The following is a 19,929-nucleotide window of genomic DNA, read 5'->3' on the forward strand; positions in this document are numbered from 1 at the left end:
ATCATTAGCCAGATCAACGTTTCCAGTAATAAAACAAGACACACTATCGCGACTTTGCGTGATGACACCAGCAGGTAGCGTTATCGCCACGTCGCTGTTGCTCAACCAGGCCTTATTCAGAATAATTTCAAAGCGGTGCATGAAAAACTTCTCTCGATTAGTCAATAGATATCACCAAACGGATTGGTACAAAAAACGGCACTCAAACCGTGTTCTGCTCTGGCGCGAGATCACACCGCTGGCCGTGCCCATTTTTATTGAGGGGCTATGCGTGGTGCTGATGGGGGTATTCAGCACCTTTCTTGTCAGTTGGTTGGGCAAGGAATCCATGGCCGCCGTGGGTCTGGCCGACAGTTTTAACATGCTCATCATCGCTTTCTTTACTGCTGTCGCACTGGGCACCGCGGTTGTACTGGCGTTCAGTCTGGGCCAACGTAATCGCAAACAGGCCCGTGCGGCAACGCGTCAGTCTATGTCTTTGCTGGTACTGGTCTCCTTTTTGTTGGTGCTGCTGATTGAATTGGCGGGTGAAGCCATTATTAATCTGATCGCCGGTTCAGCGGATCAGCATGTTAAAGCGTTGGCGCTGGTGTTTCTGCGGCAAACAGGGTGGAGCTACCCGGCAATGGCGATTGCCTTGGTCGGGTGTGGGGCGCTACGCGGGGCCGGTAATACCAAGCTGCCGATGTTCATAAACATCGGCATGAACATCTTGAACATTCTGATCAGTAGTGTGCTGATATACGGGATTTTTTCCTGGGATGGTCTGGGGTTCTATGGCGCAGGTATCGGCACGACGCTGTCACGCTATATCGGTGCGGTGTTTGTCATTCTTACGTTGATGCACGGCTTTAACGGTGCCCTGCGCATCCCGTTCAAATCCTATTTTGCGCCTTTCACTTACACGATTCTGTATGAAGTGTTAAGCATCGGTGTTCCTGCTAGCGTGGAATCCGTGATGTTTAATCTGGGCAAACTGATCACACAACGCTTTGTCGCCGGAATGGGCACAGAGGTCATCGCGGGTAATTTTATCGCCTTCTCTATCGCAGCACTGATCAACCTCCCCGGCAATGCCCTCGGGTCGACAGCAACGATCATCGTTGGAACACGCTTGGGTAAAGGGCAGATTTTTCAGTCGATTCGCCAGTTACAGTATATTTTTGTGCTTTCCAATATCGGCTTATGTATCATCGCCTTATCATCAATACCTTCGGCCAGTTTCTTGTCATCACTGTATACCAATGAGCCCGAAGTGATCGAGGTTGCCAAACAGTTGCTATGGTTGAACGCGCTTTGGGCAGCGGCCTGGGTAGTGCCTGCGGGCTTGAAGGGGGCAAAAGACGCCAGTTACACCATGTGGGTAGCCATGGCCAGTATGTGGGGATGCCACATTGTAGCAGGTTATATCCTCGGTATCTGGCTCGGTTTTGGCGTTATCGGCGTGTGGATGGGCATGTTCTTTGATTGGATCGTGCGCGGCCTGTTGTATTATCTCCGTATGGCCAGCGGCCGGTGGCTGTGGCGCTACCGACCTCCCACCGCTTAACACACGGTAGACATTATCGGCTTGACACTACAGTGCGCAGAAACCGGAACCGACGCGGAGTGCCTGAGGATTCGAGCACTGCCAGAGCCAAAATGGCAAGTAAGGCAGCGCTTACATTAGCGCCCGCGCGTTCTGTGAGTGCTTGATGGCCGAAAGCGAAATGCCATCACAATAAGCACGACAACGCCCCACGCCATGATCGTCCAGGCTTGCTCCAACCCTTCAGTGTGCTGTCGAATGACACCTGCGAGTGTAGGCATCACGCTTGCGAGGATATAGCCTCCGCCTTGAACAAATCCCATCAATCGATTTGTTTCTTGCACATTGGTTGCGTGATCGAGTGCAACAATTAGCGAAAGTGGAAACAGCGCCCCGATACCAATTCCGAGCAGAATCATCGCGACAAAAGCCAGGGACAGCGGTGCCACCAACAGCAGTATCATGCCTGACAGCAGTAACACCAGTATTGGCACCAGCAGCATACGTCGATCGGGAAAGCGGGAAATCAATGCGGAAACGGCCAACCCTGCACACACCTCGGTCAGCGTTAATCCCCCCAGCAAAAAGCCACTTTGCGCGGCACTCCACCCTAACTGCATGTAATAGGGTGGCAACCAGGCGAGCACCAGCGTATAAGCCCCCGTCCCTATCCCAAAGAACAGCATCAAGGTCCAATGTTGCAAACCGTGCGGCGCGGGATGATAAATCGCATTCTGCTCATGCTCCTCACGCGACGACGGCGCTTTGTACCAGACCAGCAGAGCGATAAATGCCACGCTCCCCCAACATGCCAACGCGCCAGACCAGCCAGCGATACCCGACAACGGTGAGGCCGTCGCCGCAGCAACGGCTGCCCCAGCCATAATCCCCGTAGTATAAAGTCCCATCAACAGACTGCTGCGCTGGAGAAAGAAGCGCTTGATAAACGACGGTACCAATGCCTGAATCAGCGCAATGCCTACACCGCCAAGCGCAGCACTCACCAAGAACCCAATGCGCGTATCCCAGGGAAAGCGCACCAGACAAGCAACCGTAATGATGGTAATGCCGAGCAGAATGCCGTGATACTCCCCCAGATGACATTGCAGCCAGCCGCCGTAAAGCTCGCAAATTCCCATTGCCAGGATGGGCAATGTGGTTAACAGGCCAGCCTGGCTGTCGTCCAAGCCAGTTGCCTGCTGAATTTGTTCAAGCAATGGGCCCACCACGGTTAGGCTGTGTCCCTTAATCCCATGAGTTACACTAACTGTTTGTTTCTAGATCATTTTTAACTATGGCTCGCTACGACCTTCCCGATGAAGCATGGGCTATCATCCAGCCCTTACTCCCTGCTGAACCAGCAACACCACAGGCCGGACGCCCATGGGCTGAGCATCGCATGATTATCAATGGCATGTTCTGGGGGCTGTGCTCTGGTGCCCCATGGCGTGATTTACCTGAGCGATACGGCCCATGGAAAACCGTTTATAACCGCTTTAACCGATGGTCAAAATCGGGAGTCATTAACATTATTTTCAATAAGTTACTTTCATCACTTGATGCCCATGGCCTCGTGGACTGGTCAGCGACTGCGCTGGATGGTAGCAATATCAGGGCGCTGAAATGTGCTGCCGGTGCTCAAAAAAACATCCCGATATCACCGGAGATAATGGGCTGGGTCGCTCTCGAGGTGGTTTTGGCACCAAAATCCATATGGCTACAGACGGAAGTGGTCTTCCGTTAAACATCGTGTTGAGCCCCGGTCAGGCTCATGAAAGTCAGTTTGCACTACGTCTTTTGGACGGTATTGGTGTTCAACGCCAGAACGGCAGTATGAAACGCCGTGGTCATGCGGTGCTGGCTGACAAGGCGTACTCCGGGCATATATTACGTAACGAGCTGAAAAACAGAGGTATAAAAACTGTCATCTCCCGAAAATCCACTGAAAAAATGGCGGTGGATGGTCGTTCAAAGCTCGATCGTGACGCCTACCGCAATCGGAACGTTGTTGAGCGGTGCTTTGGCCGTCTGAAAGAATTGATCTTGACCCACCATCTCCGGACAGCTTTTGTATCTTAAGTTAACGATGCCCGCTGGCGCCGATATTCTCTTGGGGAGTTGTATCCCAGCGCACTGTGCGGATGGTTTTCATTGTAATGATTGAACGCCGCTGCAAGATTCTTCAGCGCTGTTCGCACATCGGGTTTTGGCATGAAGGCGATGTAATCTTCCTTCATCGTCTTCACGAACCGTTCTGCCATGCCGTTACTCTGTGGACTGCTCACTGCTGTTGTGCAGGGCTCCAGATTCCGTTCTCTGGCGAACTTCCGCGTTTCATGCGCTGTGTACGCTGAACCATTATCCGTCAGCCATTGCACTGGTTTATCCGGCAGCGCGCTACCGAAGCGTTTTTCCACCGACCTCAGCATCACATCCTGCACGGTTGAACTGTCATAACCCCTGGTGCTCGCTGCCCAGTCTATGGCCTCCCGGTCGCAGCAGTCCAGTGCGAACGTCACCCGCAGCTTCTCGCCGTTGTCACAACCGAACTCGAAGCCATCTGAGCACCAGCGCATATCGCTCTCTGCTACCGCGATTTTGCCTTTATGCTCCCGCTTCGGACGTTCAGTTTTATCATGCAACAACAGCAGGTTATGCTCGCTCATTATCCTGTAAAGCCGTTTGGCGTTCACCGGTGGAAGTCCCTCTGCACGACGTTGCTTACGCAGGATACCCCACACTCGGCGGTAACCGTAACTGGGCATGTCGCTGATGATACGGAGGATGTCCGATAATATCTCAGCATCAGCTTCGTCATTACGCCGGTTGCTGCGCCTGTCCAGCCAGTCGGCAGAACGGTTAACCCGCAGTGACAGCTGCGCACGCGACACGCTCATGGCGCGGCTGACCAGAGCTATTCCCCGTCCTTTGGCAACAAGGGCGCGTGCGCTATCCATTTTCGCGACTGGCGGTACTCCACTGCTTCTTTGAGGATCTCAACTTCCATCGTCTTCTTACCCAGAAGGCGCTGTAGCTCCCGGACCTGCTTGAGGGCAGTCGCCAGCGCCGAAGCTGGAACCACTTCTTCTCCGGCCGCAACGGCGGTGAGGCTTCCTTCCTGGTATTGCTTCTTCCACTTAAACAAAAGGCTGGGCTGGATGCCATGCAGGCGGGCTAAATGGGAGACGTTCATCCCCGGCTCCATTGTCTGCTGAATGATGGCGATTTTCTCTTGCGGAGTTTTACGCTTACGGACTTCTTGCCCTAACAGGATCCCGGTCATTTCAAAATTAGCATGATTGTTAGACATATATCTAAGCCTATCTCTTATCTGGAGATACAGCTACTGTCTGGTGTTACAGGGGGCTACATCAGGCCGTCTGAAAGAATACCGTCGCATTGCGACACGTTACGACAAAACGGCGAGGAATTATCTGGCAATGTTGAAACTGGGCTGCATCCGCCTGTTTTACCAGAGGTTATGTAATTAAGGGACACAGCATAGAATCGGGCGCAGGTTTATTCCGAGCAGGAGAGTGGCGATAAAGAGAAATTGGCGTGAGTGCCTGGGGGAAGCGGGCATAAAATGATCCTGTGATGGCTATTTTAGCGCTGAGGGTTGTGTCATCAAAAATGCGACGGGTGCTTACTTTCTTAGCGCGTATTCTTGCATAAATTATCTTAACGTCAAGATAATAATCATCTACCCCCACACTACCGGTTCACTCCACAGACAAAAAAATCCGCCATGACGGCGGATTTTTATATGGCATCGTATTGCAGTTCAGAATCGATTTTCTGACCGCACAACACCCTTAGAAGCGGTAGCCTACGCCAACCGCCCAGGTGCCAACATCGACGCTACGGATACGGCTTTGCTCATAACCAACATCCAGGGCAACGTCCTGAATCGGGTTGAATTGCAAACCTGCACCGTAGGTGAAACCATAGTTATGGTTATTGTCGGTATCGTCTGCCGCATTGTAAGTGTATTTACCGTGGCTCAGGCCAATCACGCCATAGACGCTTGCCCAATCATTGATACGGTAAACCGGGCCCGCAGTAAAGCCCATGTATTGGCCTTTATTGTAGTAACCGTCGTTGGACTGGCTGTTTTCCAGATAGGTGAAGGAGCTGATTACGCCAACCTGGCTGTCATCAAACTCATAGCGGTATTTAAGGTTAAAACCTTTCGCTTTGTTCACCACGCCCTGGGCATCACCCTGAGCATATCCGGCGGATACGGTACTTTGGCCGGCGAATGCGGAACCTGCGTTTACTGCAAATACGCAAGCCAGTGCGGAAAGACACGCAAATTTTTTCATATACTGCCTCGAATTCATCTTATGAAAGAAGTTTAAGCAGACTTAATATAACAAAAAAACCTGATGTGCTGCGCATTAAATATTTATCAAACCGCTTATAGATGTAACAAAAATTTTCAATAAACACGTAACGGCATGATTTATAATCACTAAAAAATGCTGACCACGAAACTAAAATTAATTCCCACCCGACAGTAAAATACAGACAAATCTTAATGTTGCGTTCAGTTAATATACAGGCCGCAATTCATTCCACACCGTAAATAAATATATCGTAAATAAAAGTCAATTAAAGTAAGCGTAGTGCCGACAAATCATTTACACTGGATTAGGCTATGTCGCTTAATTGCCTGAGTTATAGTAACCGTATGTTTCCACAGTATATTGAACTATGGCTCGCTACGACCTTCCCGATGAAGCATGGATGATCATCCAGTCTTTACTGCCTGCTGAACCAGCAATACCACGTGCCGGACGTCCATGGGCAGAACATCGTAAAATCATCAATGGTATGTTCTGGATTCTGTGCTCAGGTGCTCCATGGCGTGATTTACCTGAGCGATATGGTCCGTGGAAAACCGTATATAACCGCTTTAATCGGTGGTCAAAATCGGATGTGATTAACATTATTTTCAACAGGTTACTTTCTGCTCTTGATGCGCATGGTCTCGTTGACTGGTCTGCCACGGCGCTGGATGGCAGTAATATCCGGGCGCTGAAATGTGCTGCCGGTGCTCAAAAAAACATCCCGATATCGCCGGAGATAACGATCTGGGTCGCTCTCGCGGTGGTTTTGGCACCAAAATCCATCTGGCAACAGACGGAAGTGGTCTCCCGTTAAACATCGTGTTGAGCCCCGGACAGGCTCACGAAAGCCAGTTCGCATTACGTCTTCTGGACGGTATTGGTGTTCAGCGCCACAATGGCAGCATGAAGCGTCGTGGTTATGCGGTGCTGGCTGACAAAGCTTATTCAGGGCATGCACTACGCAACGAGCTGAAACGAAAGGGGATAAAGGCAGTCATCCCCCGAAAAACGAATGAAAAAATGGCTTCGGACGGGCACTCACGGTTCGCCAGTGGCGCTTACCGTCATCGCAATGTAGTGGAAAGATGTTTTGGCCGATTAAAAGAATACCGCCGTATTGCCACACGTTACGACAAAACGGCGAGGAATTATCTGTCGATGTTGAAACTGGGCTGCATCCGCCTCTTTTACCAGAGGTTATGCAATTAAGGGACACAGCCTAGTGTGGAAAAAAACATAATTTATGGACGCCCTTTCTCACACCATCATGACTTCTTCCCTGTTTATCAAGGCCCAAAGGATGACCTTATCTGCTTTGCGCGGCTCGACGCTGTTGCCTGTTCTTCTTATCGTGATTGCGATGCTTTCCATCCAAAGTGGGGCCGCTTTAGCGAAAAACCTGTTTCCGCTGATAGGGGCTCCCGGCGTTACAGCGCTGCGCCTTGGGCTTGGAGCTCTGATTTTATGCATTGTTTTTAAACCGTGGCGCATGCGTATTCAGGGGAATCGATTACCGCTGCTGCTATACGGCCTGACCCTCGGTGGCATGAACTTTTTGTTTTATCTCTCTATTCGAACTGTTCCACTGGGTGTAGCGGTCGCGCTTGAATTTACCGGCCCGCTGGCCGTGGCCATATTTTCGTCGCGTAGGGCGCTTGATTTCCTTTGGATCCTTTTGGCACTAACTGGTATGTGGTTTCTATTACCGCTGGATAACGACATTGCCAACGTCGATATGCAAGGCGCGCTCTGCGCCATCGGCGCAGGTGCCTGCTGGGCGTTATATATCGTGTTCGGAAAAAGCGCAGGCGCTAACCATGGCCCGGCGACAGTGGCTATTGGCTCATTGGTTGCCGCTGTGGTGTTTTGCCCCCTGGGTGCTTATTTTGCAGATACTTCATTGCTCTCCCCAGCCATTCTGCCGCTTGGTATCGCCATCGCGATCCTCTCCACGGCACTACCCTACTCGTTGGAGATGATGGTACTGACCCGTCTCCCCGCCAAAACCTTCAGCACGTTGATGAGCATGGAACCCGCCATTGCCGCCCTATCCGGGATTCTGTTTCTCGGTGAGAACCTGTTGCTGACGCAATGGGTAGCGCTGTTTTGTATCATCGCCGCTTCCCTCGGTGCTACGCTCACAGCAAAACGAACACGCATCACTGATAGCGCCCAAAGCTGACACGCCCCCCTTCAGAATTCAATCGCGTTTCTTCTCTTGCAGGCGGCAGACTGCGGCAAGAGAAGGCCCCTTTCAGATATATTGCTTCGCAAATGACAGTGACGTCAGAATAGGCACAAGTTATTATAAGAGCTAAATAATTCTCATTCACTATCGTTATTTGCTATAATAATGACGTGGGATTTCTATAATAAAATCAGTCAAAAAGACATACACCTGCATAGTGCATGGGCAATTTCTATAATAGGTATTACCCATATCGTTATACACATCTTTTGGCCATTTTTTGAACAGGATGCTCAGAACCCCGTGAATTAAGGCATTCAAGCCATCCCATTGGCTTTTTGAGGTTCAAAATGCCACTCTGAGATAAACCCGTAACTCATTGATTAAACAGTGCGTTAGAAAGATGTGTATAACGATATGAGTACAACTGGGTGGCATCGCACTGGGTACAGTGCAGGTCATTAATAAAGAAACCTCGCTGAAAAGCTACCCGACCAATATCCACAGTGTACAGGATCATCTGAAAGCACTGGCGGAGCGTTACAGCGTTGTCGCAAACGAAATGCGCAGTGCTATTGCGAAAACAGAAGATGAAGACAGTGCGGATATGTTAACGGCAGCTTCTCGCGATCTGGATAAATTCCTGTGGTTTATCGAAGCCAACATCGCAGAATAACCGTGGCATTCTATAATTGTATTAGTCGCGACTTGATCTGACACTGGACCTTGAAAGGTTGAGAGTTACCGGTTTTGATATGGGTGTCGAATCCTTATACAAAACACGAGGTAACTCTCATGCTTCATACTAACAATCCCATCATCAAACACAAAGCCGGCCTGCTCAATCTCGCCGAAGAACTCGGTAACGTATCAAAAGCCTGTAAAATCATGGGGGTGTCACGCGACACGTTTTATCGCTATCAGGAACTGGCGGCAGAAGGCGGCATTGACGCTCTGGTTAACCAAAACCGCCGGGTTCCCAACCTGAAAAACCGTGCTGATGAAGCCACTGAACGTGCGGTTGTTGATTACGCCATTGAGTTCCCGGCTCATGGCCAGCACCGGACCAGTAATGAGCTGCGTAAAAAAGGCGTCTTCATTTCTGGCAGCGGTGTGCGCTCCATCTGGCAACGACACGATCTGGAAAACTTTCGTAAGCGCCTGAAGGCACTTGAGGAAAAAGTTGCCAGAGAAGGCATCGTACTTACTGATGCTCAAATCGCTGCACTGGAGAAGAAGGCGCACGACGACGAAGCCTGTGGTGAAATAGAGACTGCTCACCCGGGTTATCTGGGGTCGCAGGACACCTTCTACGTGGGTAATCTGAAAGGTGTTGGCCGTATCTACCAGCAGACGTTCGTGGATACGTACTCGAAAGTGGCGCACTGCAAGCTTTACACGAGTAAAGCACCGATCTCTGCCGCCGACCTGCTCAATGATCGCGTGCTGCCGTTCTACGAAGCTCAGGGGCTGCCAATGCTAAGAATACTGACGGACAGGGGGACGGAGTACTGCGGTAAAGTGGAACAACATGACTATCAGCTGTACTTGGCTATCAACGATATAGACCATACGAAAACGAAAGCGATGTCTCCGCAGACAAACGGTATCTGCGAGCGCTTCCATAAAACTATTTTGCAGGATTTTTATCAGGTTGCGTTCCGTAAGACGTTATACGAGGACCTAGAAAGTCTACAAAAGGATCTGGACAACTGGTTGTGGCATTACAATAATGAGCGAACTCATCAGGGTAAAATGTGCTGCGGGCGTACGCCAATGGCCACGTTACTTGATGGTAAACGAGTCTGGGCAGAAAAAAATCTGAACCAGATTTAATCTGACAGACACCTGTATAAATAACCGGTAACTGTCAGATCAGGTCTGAGCTAATACATAACACTAGGCTGTGTCCCTTAATTACATAACCTCTGGTAAAACAGGCGGATGCAGCCCAGTTTCAACATTGCCAGATAATTCCTCGCCGTTTTGTCGTAACGTGTCGCAATGCGACGGTATTCTTTCAGACGGCCAAAGCACCGCTCAACAACGTTCCGATTGCGGTAGGCGTCACGATCGAGCTTTGAACGACCATCCACCGCCATTTTTTCAGTGGATTTTCGGGGAATGACAGTTTTTATACCTCTTTTTTCAGCTCGTTACGTAATACATGCCCGGAGTACGCCTTGTCAGCCAGCACCGCATAACCACGGCGTTTCATACTGCCGTTCTGGCGTTGAACACCAATACCGTCCAAAAGACGTAGTGCAAACTGACTTTCATGAGCCTGACCGGGGCTCAACACGATGTTTAACGGAAGACCACTTCCGTCTGTAGCCATATGGATTTTGGTGCCAAAACCACCGCGAGAGCGACCCAGCCCATTATCTCCGGCGATATCGGGATGTTTTTTTGAGCACCGGCAGCACATTTCAGCGCCCTGATATTGCTACCATCCAGCGCAGTCGCTGACCAGTCCACGAGGCCATGGGCATCAAGTGATGAAAGTAACTTATTGAAAATAATGTTAATCACTCCCGATTTTGACCATCGGTTAAAACGGTTATAAACGGTTTTCCACGGACCATATCGCTCAGGTAAATCACGCCATGGGGCACCAGAGCACAGCCCCCAGAACATACCATTGATAATCATGCGATGCTCAGCCCATGGGCGTCCGGCCTGTAGTGTTGCTGGTTCAGCAGGGAGTAAGGGCTGGATGATAGCCCATGCTTCATCGGGAAGGTCGTAGCGAGCCATAGTTCAAAATGATGTAGAAACAAACAGTTACTATAATTCATGGGATTAAGGGACACAGCCTAGCATTCAGGGTGAACAGGATCTGACGGGCAAAGTAGTGGCAGTGAAAAGTGGTACCGGTTCAGTTGACTACGCCAAGGCCAATATCAAGACCAAAGAACTGCGCCAGTTCCCAAATATTGACAATGCTTACATGGAGTTAGGTGTCGGTCGTGCCGATGCGGTACTGCATGATACGCCGAATATCCTGTACTTCATCAAAACAGCAGGCAACGGTCAGTTTAAAGCGGTGGGTGATTCCATCAAGGCACAGCAATACGGTGTCGCCTTCCCGAAAGGCAGCGAACTGCGTGAAAAAGTGAATGCGGCATTGCAAACGCTGCGTGACAACGGCACCTATGCTGAAATTTATAAAAAATGGTTCGGCACTGAACCGAAATAATTGCCGTATCAGTCTGGAGAACGTTCATGCAGTTTGATTGGAGTGCCATCTGGCCTTCTCTGCCCCTTCTGTTAGAAGGGGCAAAAATGACCTTGCTGATTTCCGTGCTGGGTCTGCTGGGTGGCTTGGTTATCGGTGTCGTCGCAGGCTTTGCCCGCGTCTACGGGAGTTGGATTTCCAACAAGATCACGTTGGTGTTTATTGAAATCATCCGCGGTACACCGATTGTTGTACAAGTCATGTTTATTTACTTCGCCTTGCCGATGATCCTGACGTCGGTGCGTATCGATCCCTTCGCTGCTGCGATAGTCACCATCATGATCAACTCAGGTGCCTATATCGCGGAAATTACGCGCGGATCGGTATTGTCGATTCACAAAGGGTTTCGTGAGGCGGGTTTGGCACTGGGGTTATCAAAACGCGATACGCTACGCCATGTGATTGCACCGTTGGCGTTGCGCCGGATGTTACCGCCATTAGGCAACCAATGGATCATCAGTATCAAAGATACCTCGCTGTTCATCGTTATCGGCGTGGCGGAACTGACGCGTTCCGGGCAAGAAATCATTGCGGGCAATTTTCGCGCACTGGAAATCTGGAGTGCGGTTGCGGTAATTTACCTTGTCATTACCTTGGTACTGAGTTTCATTTTGCGTCAGTTGGAAAGAAAACTTAAGATTATATGATTGAATTCAAGAACGTTTATAAACACTTTGGTCAGACAAAGGTGTTGCATGACATCAATCTGAATATCAACCAGGGTGAAGTGGTGGTGATTATCGGCCCCTCAGGCTCCGGTAAATCCACGCTACTGCGCTGTATCAATAAGCTGGAAGAAATTACCAGCGGTGAGCTGATTGTCGACGGTCTGAAAGTGAACGATCCTAAAGTTGATGAGCGTCTTATCCGCCAGGAAGCGGGTATGGTGTTTCAACAATTTTATCTTTTCCCGCATCTGACCGTGCTGGAAAACGTAGCATTTGGTCCAATTCGCGTACGCGGAGCCAGCAAAGCGGAAGCCGAGAAGTTGGCACTGAAACTGTTGGCGAAAGTGGGTCTTTCTGAACGTGCGAATCACTTTCCGTCCGAACTTTCTGGTGGACAGCAGCAGCGCGTAGCAATCGCACGTGCACTCGCTGTCAAACCCAAACTGATGCTGTTTGATGAGCCAACCTCGGCACTCGATCCAGAATTACGTCACGAAGTACTGACAGTAATGAAAGATCTTGCGGACGAAGGCATGACCATGGTCATCGTTACGCACGAAGTGGGATTCGCTCATAAAGTCGCTTCACGGTTGATTTTCATTGATAAAGGCCGTATCGCCCAAGATGGCGACCCTGAAGAGCTGATCACCAATCCTCCCAGTGAGCGGTTGCGTGAGTTCTTGCAGCGTGTCTCCTGATACTGTCGCAAGAGTGCATTAAAAAAGGGGAGCACCTTACCGGGCTCCCCTTCTCTTTGTCACCGCCCCTTGCGTTGCCCACCGAAATCACCACGCGTCGGCCAGACACGCACCCGGTTTAGAGACTTACGCTGTATAAGGATATTCGCGTTCAATGAACGCCGCAAACGCCTCACACATCGCACTATCGCCATCCCGATTGTCTGCCAATATACGAGTACCATCGACAATACGAATGTGGGCATTCAAATCGGCATCAGCCACAGGTTGCGGATGCTGGGCAGCATGCAAGATAGCCGCTTGCGCCTGCTGCCACGCCTGCTCAATCGTCAAATTACAGGCCTCGGCCAGATACGCCGGATTGAACCCTTCGCCTGTCAAACTGCGCAGCGTGTCATCATGGCTGAAGCTGTTGCCAGGACGCCAGTAATGCAGAGCCAGATCCGGGCCAATGGCTGGGTTATCCGTAAGATAGCCATCGCGCTTAAGAAAGAAATGCCGCGTCTGCTCTACCGCCATCAGCGCCAGCAGATAACCTTGGTAGGAACAGGCTGATTCCATTGATAAAAGATGCGGGATGGCAATGGTAGGACGTGGGCTACCGCCAATGCCTAAAATACGCTGCTCGATGTCACGCGCCAGTTGTGTAATCGCTGCTGGCGTGCGTGCATCTTCATCCATGCTGTAAAGCTGCCATTCAAAGTAAGGCACCAGCAAAATGTGGCGCTCGTTAAAGGCACGCATTGGTTGACGCACAGCGATATCAGCTTTGATCAAGGCATCAGAGAGGACTTCGCCCTGGCGATTCTTAGCATAGCGCTTTAACCAGTCAGCGTCGTGCAGCAGGCTGTCGCAAAACATGGATTGCGTTTCCGCATATGCCATCGATGTAGGCGGGAATTCCTGCGAGAAGCAAGGTGCATTCTGACGAATATTGGCAAAATGCGCCGCATGACCACCTTCATGAAACAGGGTATTGATACCCGTAGCACCGCTGCCCACTTGATCAGGTTTAGCCAAACTGGTGAAATTGATTTTTGCTGGCAACCACTGCCCTTCCTGTACAAAGGGCGGAACCGGACCGTGCATAAAGCCATTTTCATACTTGTCTTTGCGCACCAGCAAGTCCAGTTGCATCTCTGCACCATTGAACCCGATGTCCAGTCGCTTAAAGCTGTTAATCCAGCGTTCTAACGAGGCCGAGAAAGGAAAGTAGGGATCCAGTTGGCGGGTGACATCTCCTGCACTGGCATAACGAATATTCCACGGTTGCAGCGCATTATCCCCTTTCTCGCTCGCCAGTGCGGCCAGACTGCGTGCATTCGCATCGCGCGTTTGCTCTTCAAAACGGTCCAGGATGGCAAACAACTGCTCAGTGCGTATTCGCATGCGATCGATCATCGATTCGCATCTAAGGTCGATCACGTTTTCGCATCGTAATCGATCACCCGGGAACCTAACTTTTTTATCGTTTTAGCGTGTTTCTTCTGCGCTTTCCACTGCCAGGCTATTTTTCCTTAATGATTCTCCCTGAAGCTCCACTCTGTGAGAGTTGTGGATCAGCCGATCCAGGAAGGCATCTGCCGCCGTCGGGTTTTCCATCACTCCGTACCATTGCTCCACCGGCAACTGGCTGATAAGGATCGTGCTGGTTTGCCCATATCGCTCTTCCGTTATTTCCAGCAAGTCATTGCATTGCCGCGTTGTGATAACTTCAAGACCAAGGTCGTCCAAGATAAGAAACTCTATTTTTTGAAGCTGTTTCAGTTGCTTAAGCCAGCTGCCGTCCAGTCGGCCCTGCTCAAGCTGATCCAGCAGCCGACCCATGCGCCAGTATTGAACGCTTCTCTTTTGCCGGCACGCCTGCTCGCCCAGGGCACAACCTACCCAGCTTTTTCCGCTTGTAGTGGCCAATATTAGTTGACCACTACATTGACCCCAGAGTCGATCAAAACGTCCGTCAGTAAACATCAAGCCACCTTGCTGCTCTCACTTACCACAGAAGTCAGGCTTAAAAAGGCGTTCTTAATCCTACCTTTTGAAATGATGACGTCAGATTTTACGTGCGGGCATTTTAGCCAAACCGTTTGCTAATGGTCGCCACCGCTTGTTCCATGGTAGGAGACATACCGCCAGCAACCAAACAGCAAGCAAGTTGCAAACGCAGGGCATAAGGTACTGCAATTTCCCCCGCCAGGCACTGCGCTGTCCAACGCGCAGTCGTCGCTACATCCCGGGCAATCGGCAACTTATCCGGTGCTACAACAATATCCTTACGCTGTTGTAGCACTACGCTGTGTTGCCCCCGAATAAACTGAATTTCAGGACATCGCTGCGGATTCGCATAGACCTCACCTTCCCTGCCGTGCATCAGCAACGCTCTGGTATCGATATCAAGGAAAAACTGATTAAGCCGAGTGACGTATTCCGGATGTGAGACGCTGGTCAAACGCAATGCCTCTTGCTCGCCAAACGGCGTCAACAATTTAGCCAGCGTATGACTGATATTGCGCACGCCCATGCGCCAGCGCAGTTGCAACTGTTTATCCAAGGCAGGACTCAGGACTGAAATCGGAATAAATACCGGGAACCCGTCATCAATCAATGACTGCGCCGCCTTGGCGCTACTCGCACTTTTCACCCCGAGCGCTTGCAAAATTTCCGCGCTGGTTACCCGCGTCGGGTCATTTTCAACGCCTTGAACCACCACTGGAAAGCCCAATTTAACCAGCAATAACGCCAGCAACGGCGTCAGATTGGGCTGGCGCCGCGCACCGTTGTAGCTGGGGATGACAATAGGCATCGGGCGACCCGCAGGCGCGTGCAAGCGCAATACCTGCTCGCTGGCTGCCTGATAGAAACCGCGCAGCTCTGCTTCACCTTCCCCTTTGATTCGCAAGGCAATCAGTACACCGCCCAGTTCCAGATCGGGCACATCACCTTGCAGCATATGACGATATAGCGAGTAGGCAGCGTCCTGATCCAAATCACGTGCGTGATTTTTCCCCCGCCCGATCTCTTTGATGATGGTGGTAAAGTCCATGCGTTCTCCCGCGAAAAAGACGATCGATCTCTTTCTGCAAAAATAGCATGTTTATATCAGGCTGGCACATCACGTTGTTCAATGGGGAATACCGGCAACGCCACCAACAGTTGCGCACCGTATCCCTTGGTCAACAAGCGTCTATCATAGATAACGATTTCACCAAAACAGGTGTTACTGCGAATCAAACGCCCAACCTGCTGGATCAGGTTAAATGAAGCGGCAGGCAGGCTTTGCACCACAAAGGGATGGCGTTTCTGACTTTTTAACCACTCCCCTTCGGTCAGGAGCACCGGGCTGTCAATCGGGGAAAGGCAATCTTATGAATATGCACTTGCGACAGCAGTTCACCTTTCAAATCCAGCCCTTCGGCAAAAGATTGCAAACCAACCAGTACGCTGACGTCGCCCGCCTCCACGCGTTGTCGGTGCAACGCAATCAGGCGCGAACGCGGCTGATCCCCTTGTACCAGCAGCATTAAGAGCAAATCGGTGACCTGTGAGAGAAACTGCTGCATCGATCTTTGGCTGGCGAACAACACCAGAATCCCTTTGTGCCCCTGCTGGGACAATGATTGGCGGAAAAAACGCGCCATTTCGGCAATATGTGGCACTTCATTTTCCAGCAAGGGTTCACAGTGCATTTTTGGGATCACCAGCTTGCCCTGCTGACAGTGGTTGAAAGGCGAATCCAGCGTGATAAAACGATCTCCCTCTTCTTCATCCAGGCCAGAGAGTTCTTTCAGCCGCTGGTAACTGTTCAGGGAGCGTGAGGTCGCGGAGGTCAGAACCACGTGCGAAACATTGCGCCACAGCAGTCGGTCGAGCTGGTCACAGACGCGTATTCCCGCACAGTGCAACGATAGCCGCCACTTCCCTTCGCGATATTCCCGATGCAGCCATTTAGATACCGGTGCGTTGGATACTTTCTCCAGCGCGGCCAAATGCCAGAGTTGCGTTTTACTCTCCAGATAACCCATGGCGCGGCTCATGCGCAAAAGCGCCTGATGAACCCGTACCAAATCGTGCTTGCCGGTTTTCTCCCCGAGATCGTGAAACAGGTATTCGGTTAAGCCGCGCAGGCCATCCGTTAGCTTATGCAGGCCGACAAACACCTGCCGCATCTCTTCCGGCATAACCCCCATCGGGAAGCGATATTCGCTTTCTTGTCCTTCCCCCTGGAGAAACAGCTCACTCATGGCAACAAATGCGGCGTTCTGCTCAATCATCTCCTCAATATGTGCCGTCAACCGTTCAGGGTTAGTCAGACGCGGCGGCGATTTTGGCGGGAACTGCGCCATACAGGTTGCCACCAGTTGGATCACACTGTCCATCTGCGCTTTAACTGTATTAGCTCAGACCTGATCTGACAGTTACCGGTTATTTATACAGGTGTCTGTCAGATTAAATCTGGTTCAGATTTTTTTCTGCCCAGACTCGTTTACCATCAAGTAACGTGGCCATTGGCGTACGCCCGCAGCACATTTTACCCTGATGAGTTCGCTCATTATTGTAATGCCACAACCAGTTGTCCAGATCCTTTTGTAGACTTTCTAGGTCCTCGTATAACGTCTTACGGAACGCAACCTGATAAAAATCCTGCAAAATAGTTTTATGGAAGCGCTCGCAGATACCGTTTGTCTGCGGAGACATCGCTTTCGTTTTCGTATGGTCTATATCGTTGATAGCCAAGTACAGCTGATAGTCATGTTGTTCCACTTTACCGCAGTACTCCGTCCCCCTGTCCGTCAGTATTCTTAGCATTGGCAGCCCCTGAGCTTCGTAGAACGGCAGCACGCGATCATTGAGCAGGTCGGCGGCAGAGATCGGTGCTTTACTCGTGTAAAGCTTGCAGTGCGCCACTTTCGAGTACGTATCCACGAACGTCTGCTGGTAGATACGGCCAACACCTTTCAGATTACCCACGTAGAAGGTGTCCTGCGACCCCAGATAACCCGGGTGAGCAGTCTCTATTTCACCACAGGCTTCGTCGTCGTGCGCCTTCTTCTCCAGTGCAGCGATTTGAGCATCAGTAAGTACTATGCCTTCTCTGGCAACTTTTTCCTCAAGTGCCTTCAGGCGCTTACGAAAGTTTTCCAGATCGTGTCGTTGCCAAATGGAGCGCACACCGCTGCCAGAAATGAAGACGCCTTTTTTACGCAGCTGATTACTGGTCCGGTGCTGGCCATGAGCCGGGAACTCAATGGCGTAATCAACAACCGCACGTTCAGTGGCTTCATCAGCACGGTTTTTCAGGTTGGGAACCCGGCGGTTTTGGTTAACCAGAGCGTCAATGCCGCCTTCTGCCGCCAGTTCCTGATAGCGATAAAACGTGTCGCGTGACACCCCCATGATTTTACAGGCTTTTGATACGTTACCGAGTTCTTCGGCGAGATTGAGCAGGCCGACTTTGTGTTTGATGATGGGATTGTTAGTATGAAGCATGAGAGTTACCTCGTGTTTTGTATAAGGATTCGACACCCATATCAAAACCGGTAACTCTCAACCTTTCAAGGTCCAGTGTCAGATCAAGTCGCGACTAATACACTTTAACATACGCTGGGGTAATGTTCCCCACCATTTCCAGCGAATCGCGCGCCACATCTGGCACGTGATGCCCTTCATCCAGCACCAACAGCAGATCTTTCGCGGCAGGCAGCACCGAATCGCTTTCCATCGCCGCCATCACCAGGCGTGATTGCTCACCACAACTTCTGTATTTTCAATCTCACGACGGGCGATAAAGAATGGACAGTCACGGTAATAGTGACAATTTTTACCCAGACAGTAGGCTTTATCGGTACTGAACTTACGCCACAAAGCATCGTCGATCGTCAGGCTGTAATGGTCGCGCATCCCGTCCCATTCATACCCTTGAAACGCTTTCGCCATCTTGAGACACGCCCCGCGCTCTTCTTTGCTGGCTGGCTCCAGTTCATCACTGAGAAATGCCAGCAAATCCCCTTGCGCGGTCTCGGAGGTCAACGCCGCCAGATTGCGCGGGCAGAGATAACGCGCCCGGCCAAAAGCGGCGGTGAAGGTGAGCTCAGGGATGAATTTTTTCAGCAGCGGCAGGTCTTTGGTGACAATCTGATCCTGCAACGCGATGTTGGCGGTGCTGATCACCAGCGTCTTGCTCTCTGCGCGCGCAATCGCAATGCCGGGAATCAGGTAGGACAAGGTTTTACCCACGCCGGTGGGTGCCTCGATAACCACGTGACGCGGGTACTCACCGGCCAGGGTTTTCGCCACTTCTGCGATCATCTGTCGCTGTGGAGCCCGGGAGATAAAATCAGGAATATGTTGTTGCAGCGCCTTATACTACTGGTCGATTTGCTGCTTGATTGTGGGAGTAAGCGCCATGCCATCTCAATGTCTGTCCAATTCTGCGACTATTGTCCCACAGACAGTGGCAAACGTCAGCCGTCATTCCCCTCGACAAACCTGCATGCAGCCAGTAGGGTAAAGCAAATCGTGATAAAGAGTCTTTTCCATGTCTGCGGTGTACCGCGTCAAACAAACGTATTGGTTTTCTCCGCGCCTGCCTCAGGTTGAATGCCGTTCGACCTGGTGTAGCAGTCAGGGGTATAAAACCCATTCGCACACCCAGCTCTCCCTCGGCCTGGTCGTGGCGGGCAGCACCGTCTGCCACTATCGAGGAGCAGAACATCTGTTGCGCGCCGGTGATATGGTGTTGATCGACCCGCATGCGCCGCACAGCAGTACCCCACTGCCCGGACAGACGCGCAGCTATCATATGTTTTACCTCGACGCGGCCTGGTGCCAGGCGCTTTTGGCCGAACAGTACGGGCAGCCGGTAGCCGCGCTCCATTGCCACCCCGTGCGCGTGCAAGATCACGCCCTGTTTAGCGATGGACTGCAACTGCTCAACAGCCTCTATCGCCACGATATAACCAGCGCGACACCACAGTTGAACACGCTGGTGTCCAGGCTGTTGTCGCGTTACTGCTCTGCACAACAGCCACTCGCGGAGCAATCCACCACGCGCTATATGCGCCAGCGCCTGCTCAGCAATTTGCAAACATCGCCGTCGCTGACCACGCTGGCACAGGAGCTGCACCTGCGCCGAGAAACGCTGGTACGACATTTCCGTGAAGATACCGGCATCACGCCCATGACTTTTATATGAACGCATCCCGTTTGCAAGGCATCCATTATTTTGACATTGACGGGTAGGTTGCAGCTTTATATCCG

At 51.1% G+C, this 19,929-nt stretch carries 13 protein-coding genes and 8 pseudogenes; 11 read left to right on the forward strand and 10 right to left on the reverse strand.

All coding sequences use genetic code 11. The features are described 5' to 3' along the window. The first annotated feature begins 61 nt into the window (after nucleotides 1–61). Nucleotides 62–1,549 (forward strand): EmmdR/YeeO family multidrug/toxin efflux MATE transporter, encoded by a 1,488-nt coding sequence (locus ACWWJF_RS25740; protein ID WP_455871310.1) that lies wholly within the window; start codon nucleotides 62–64, stop codon nucleotides 1,547–1,549. Nucleotides 1,550–1,665: 116 nt separating this feature from the next. Here the strand turns inward: ACWWJF_RS25740 and ACWWJF_RS25745 are convergent, their stop codons facing one another. Further along, entirely contained in the window at nucleotides 1,666–2,745 is a 1,080-nt protein-coding gene (locus tag ACWWJF_RS25745) for an MFS transporter (RefSeq protein WP_455871311.1), read from the reverse strand. A 77-nt stretch (nucleotides 2,746–2,822) separates the two neighbouring features. On the opposite strand from ACWWJF_RS25745, the pseudogene ACWWJF_RS25750 reads away from it, so the two are divergent. Then, nucleotides 2,823–3,595, forward strand: a pseudogene (locus ACWWJF_RS25750) (IS5 family transposase); the annotation flags it as partial. An 8-nt stretch (nucleotides 3,596–3,603) separates the two neighbouring features. Here ACWWJF_RS25750 and ACWWJF_RS25755 read toward each other — a convergent pair. Next, nucleotides 3,604–4,811 (reverse strand): IS3 family transposase gene (locus tag ACWWJF_RS25755; protein ID WP_455871475.1). Its coding sequence is split into 2 segments (ribosomal slippage): nucleotides 3,604–4,490 and nucleotides 4,490–4,811, totalling 1,209 coding nucleotides; the frame shifts between segments, so codons are not numbered across the junction. A gap of 91 nt (nucleotides 4,812–4,902) precedes the next feature. On the opposite strand from ACWWJF_RS25755, the pseudogene ACWWJF_RS25760 reads away from it, so the two are divergent. Further along, a pseudogene (locus ACWWJF_RS25760) lies at nucleotides 4,903–5,019 on the forward strand (IS5/IS1182 family transposase); the annotation flags it as partial. A gap of 324 nt (nucleotides 5,020–5,343) precedes the next feature. Here the strand turns inward: ACWWJF_RS25760 and ompX are convergent. Continuing rightward, nucleotides 5,344–5,853: an outer membrane protein OmpX gene (gene ompX, locus ACWWJF_RS25765; protein ID WP_455871312.1), complete on the reverse strand. Its 510-nt coding sequence runs from the start codon at nucleotides 5,851–5,853 to the stop codon at nucleotides 5,344–5,346. Nucleotides 5,854–6,244: 391 nt separating this feature from the next. Between ompX and ACWWJF_RS25770 the strand changes: the two genes are divergently transcribed. The 4 genes and pseudogenes from ACWWJF_RS25770 to ACWWJF_RS25785 all read left to right on the forward strand — a co-directional run bounded on the left by ACWWJF_RS25770 (nucleotide 6,245) and on the right by ACWWJF_RS25785 (nucleotide 9,904). Beyond that, nucleotides 6,245–7,089, forward strand: a protein-coding gene (locus ACWWJF_RS25770; RefSeq protein ID WP_455871313.1) for an IS5 family transposase whose coding sequence is annotated in 2 segments (ribosomal slippage) — nucleotides 6,245–6,590 and nucleotides 6,590–7,089 — 846 coding nt in all. Because the reading frame shifts where the segments join, the coding sequence is not laid out codon by codon here. 91 nt (nucleotides 7,090–7,180) lie between these two features. After that, nucleotides 7,181–8,062, forward strand: a complete 882-nt coding sequence (gene rhtA / locus ACWWJF_RS25775; RefSeq protein WP_455871476.1) for a threonine/homoserine exporter RhtA — start codon at nucleotides 7,181–7,183, stop codon at nucleotides 8,060–8,062. A gap of 427 nt (nucleotides 8,063–8,489) precedes the next feature. Continuing rightward, a pseudogene (gene dps, locus ACWWJF_RS25780) lies at nucleotides 8,490–8,744 on the forward strand (DNA starvation/stationary phase protection protein Dps); the annotation flags it as partial. A gap of 119 nt (nucleotides 8,745–8,863) precedes the next feature. After that, nucleotides 8,864–9,904: an IS481 family transposase gene (locus tag ACWWJF_RS25785; RefSeq protein WP_455868660.1), complete on the forward strand. Its 1,041-nt coding sequence runs from the start codon at nucleotides 8,864–8,866 to the stop codon at nucleotides 9,902–9,904. A 77-nt stretch (nucleotides 9,905–9,981) separates the two neighbouring features. Here ACWWJF_RS25785 and ACWWJF_RS25790 read toward each other — a convergent pair. Then, nucleotides 9,982–10,825, reverse strand: a pseudogene (locus ACWWJF_RS25790) (IS5 family transposase). 79 nt (nucleotides 10,826–10,904) lie between these two features. On the opposite strand from ACWWJF_RS25790, the pseudogene ACWWJF_RS25795 reads away from it, so the two are divergent. The 3 genes and pseudogenes from ACWWJF_RS25795 to glnQ all read left to right on the forward strand — a co-directional run. Further along, nucleotides 10,905–11,267: pseudogene (locus tag ACWWJF_RS25795) on the forward strand (transporter substrate-binding domain-containing protein); the annotation flags it as partial. Nucleotides 11,268–11,293: 26 nt separating this feature from the next. Continuing rightward, nucleotides 11,294–11,953, forward strand: a complete 660-nt coding sequence (gene glnP / locus ACWWJF_RS25800) for a glutamine ABC transporter permease GlnP (RefSeq protein ID WP_455871314.1) — start codon at nucleotides 11,294–11,296, stop codon at nucleotides 11,951–11,953. Continuing rightward, a complete protein-coding gene (gene glnQ / locus ACWWJF_RS25805) occupies nucleotides 11,950–12,672 on the forward strand; it encodes a glutamine ABC transporter ATP-binding protein GlnQ (RefSeq protein WP_455871315.1) in 723 nt (240 codons plus the stop codon). The genes glnP and glnQ overlap by 4 nt, the downstream gene beginning before the upstream one ends. Before the next feature lie 126 nt (nucleotides 12,673–12,798). Here glnQ and ACWWJF_RS25810 read toward each other — a convergent pair whose 3' ends face one another. From ACWWJF_RS25810 to ACWWJF_RS25835, 6 genes and pseudogenes are all read right to left on the reverse strand, one after another. Beyond that, nucleotides 12,799–14,073: a M3 family metallopeptidase gene (locus tag ACWWJF_RS25810; protein WP_455871316.1), complete on the reverse strand. Its 1,275-nt coding sequence runs from the start codon at nucleotides 14,071–14,073 to the stop codon at nucleotides 12,799–12,801. Between the two features lie 72 nt (nucleotides 14,074–14,145). Continuing rightward, nucleotides 14,146–14,580, reverse strand: a pseudogene (locus ACWWJF_RS25815) (ATP-binding protein); the annotation flags it as partial. 166 nt (nucleotides 14,581–14,746) lie between these two features. Further along, nucleotides 14,747–15,715, reverse strand: coding sequence for a DNA-binding protein YbiB (ybiB, locus tag ACWWJF_RS25820; protein ID WP_455871317.1), 969 nt, complete (start codon nucleotides 15,713–15,715; stop codon nucleotides 14,747–14,749). A 56-nt stretch (nucleotides 15,716–15,771) separates the two neighbouring features. Next, nucleotides 15,772–17,051: pseudogene (locus ACWWJF_RS25825) on the reverse strand (helicase C-terminal domain-containing protein); the annotation flags it as partial. A gap of 67 nt (nucleotides 17,052–17,118) precedes the next feature. Continuing rightward, on the reverse strand, nucleotides 17,119–18,159 hold the full coding sequence (locus ACWWJF_RS25830; protein WP_455868509.1) for an IS481 family transposase: 1,041 nt from the start codon (nucleotides 18,157–18,159) through the stop codon (nucleotides 17,119–17,121). Between the two features lie 106 nt (nucleotides 18,160–18,265). After that, nucleotides 18,266–19,026, reverse strand: a pseudogene (locus tag ACWWJF_RS25835) (DEAD/DEAH box helicase); the annotation flags it as partial. A 181-nt stretch (nucleotides 19,027–19,207) separates the two neighbouring features. On the opposite strand from ACWWJF_RS25835, the gene ACWWJF_RS25840 reads away from it, so the two are divergent. Further along, complete coding sequence (locus ACWWJF_RS25840) at nucleotides 19,208–19,864, forward strand: AraC family ligand binding domain-containing protein (protein WP_455871318.1); 657 nt, start codon at nucleotides 19,208–19,210, stop codon at nucleotides 19,862–19,864. Nucleotides 19,865–19,929: the final 65 nt, after the last annotated feature.

It is taken from the genome of Symbiopectobacterium sp. Eva_TO, assembly GCF_053848865.1.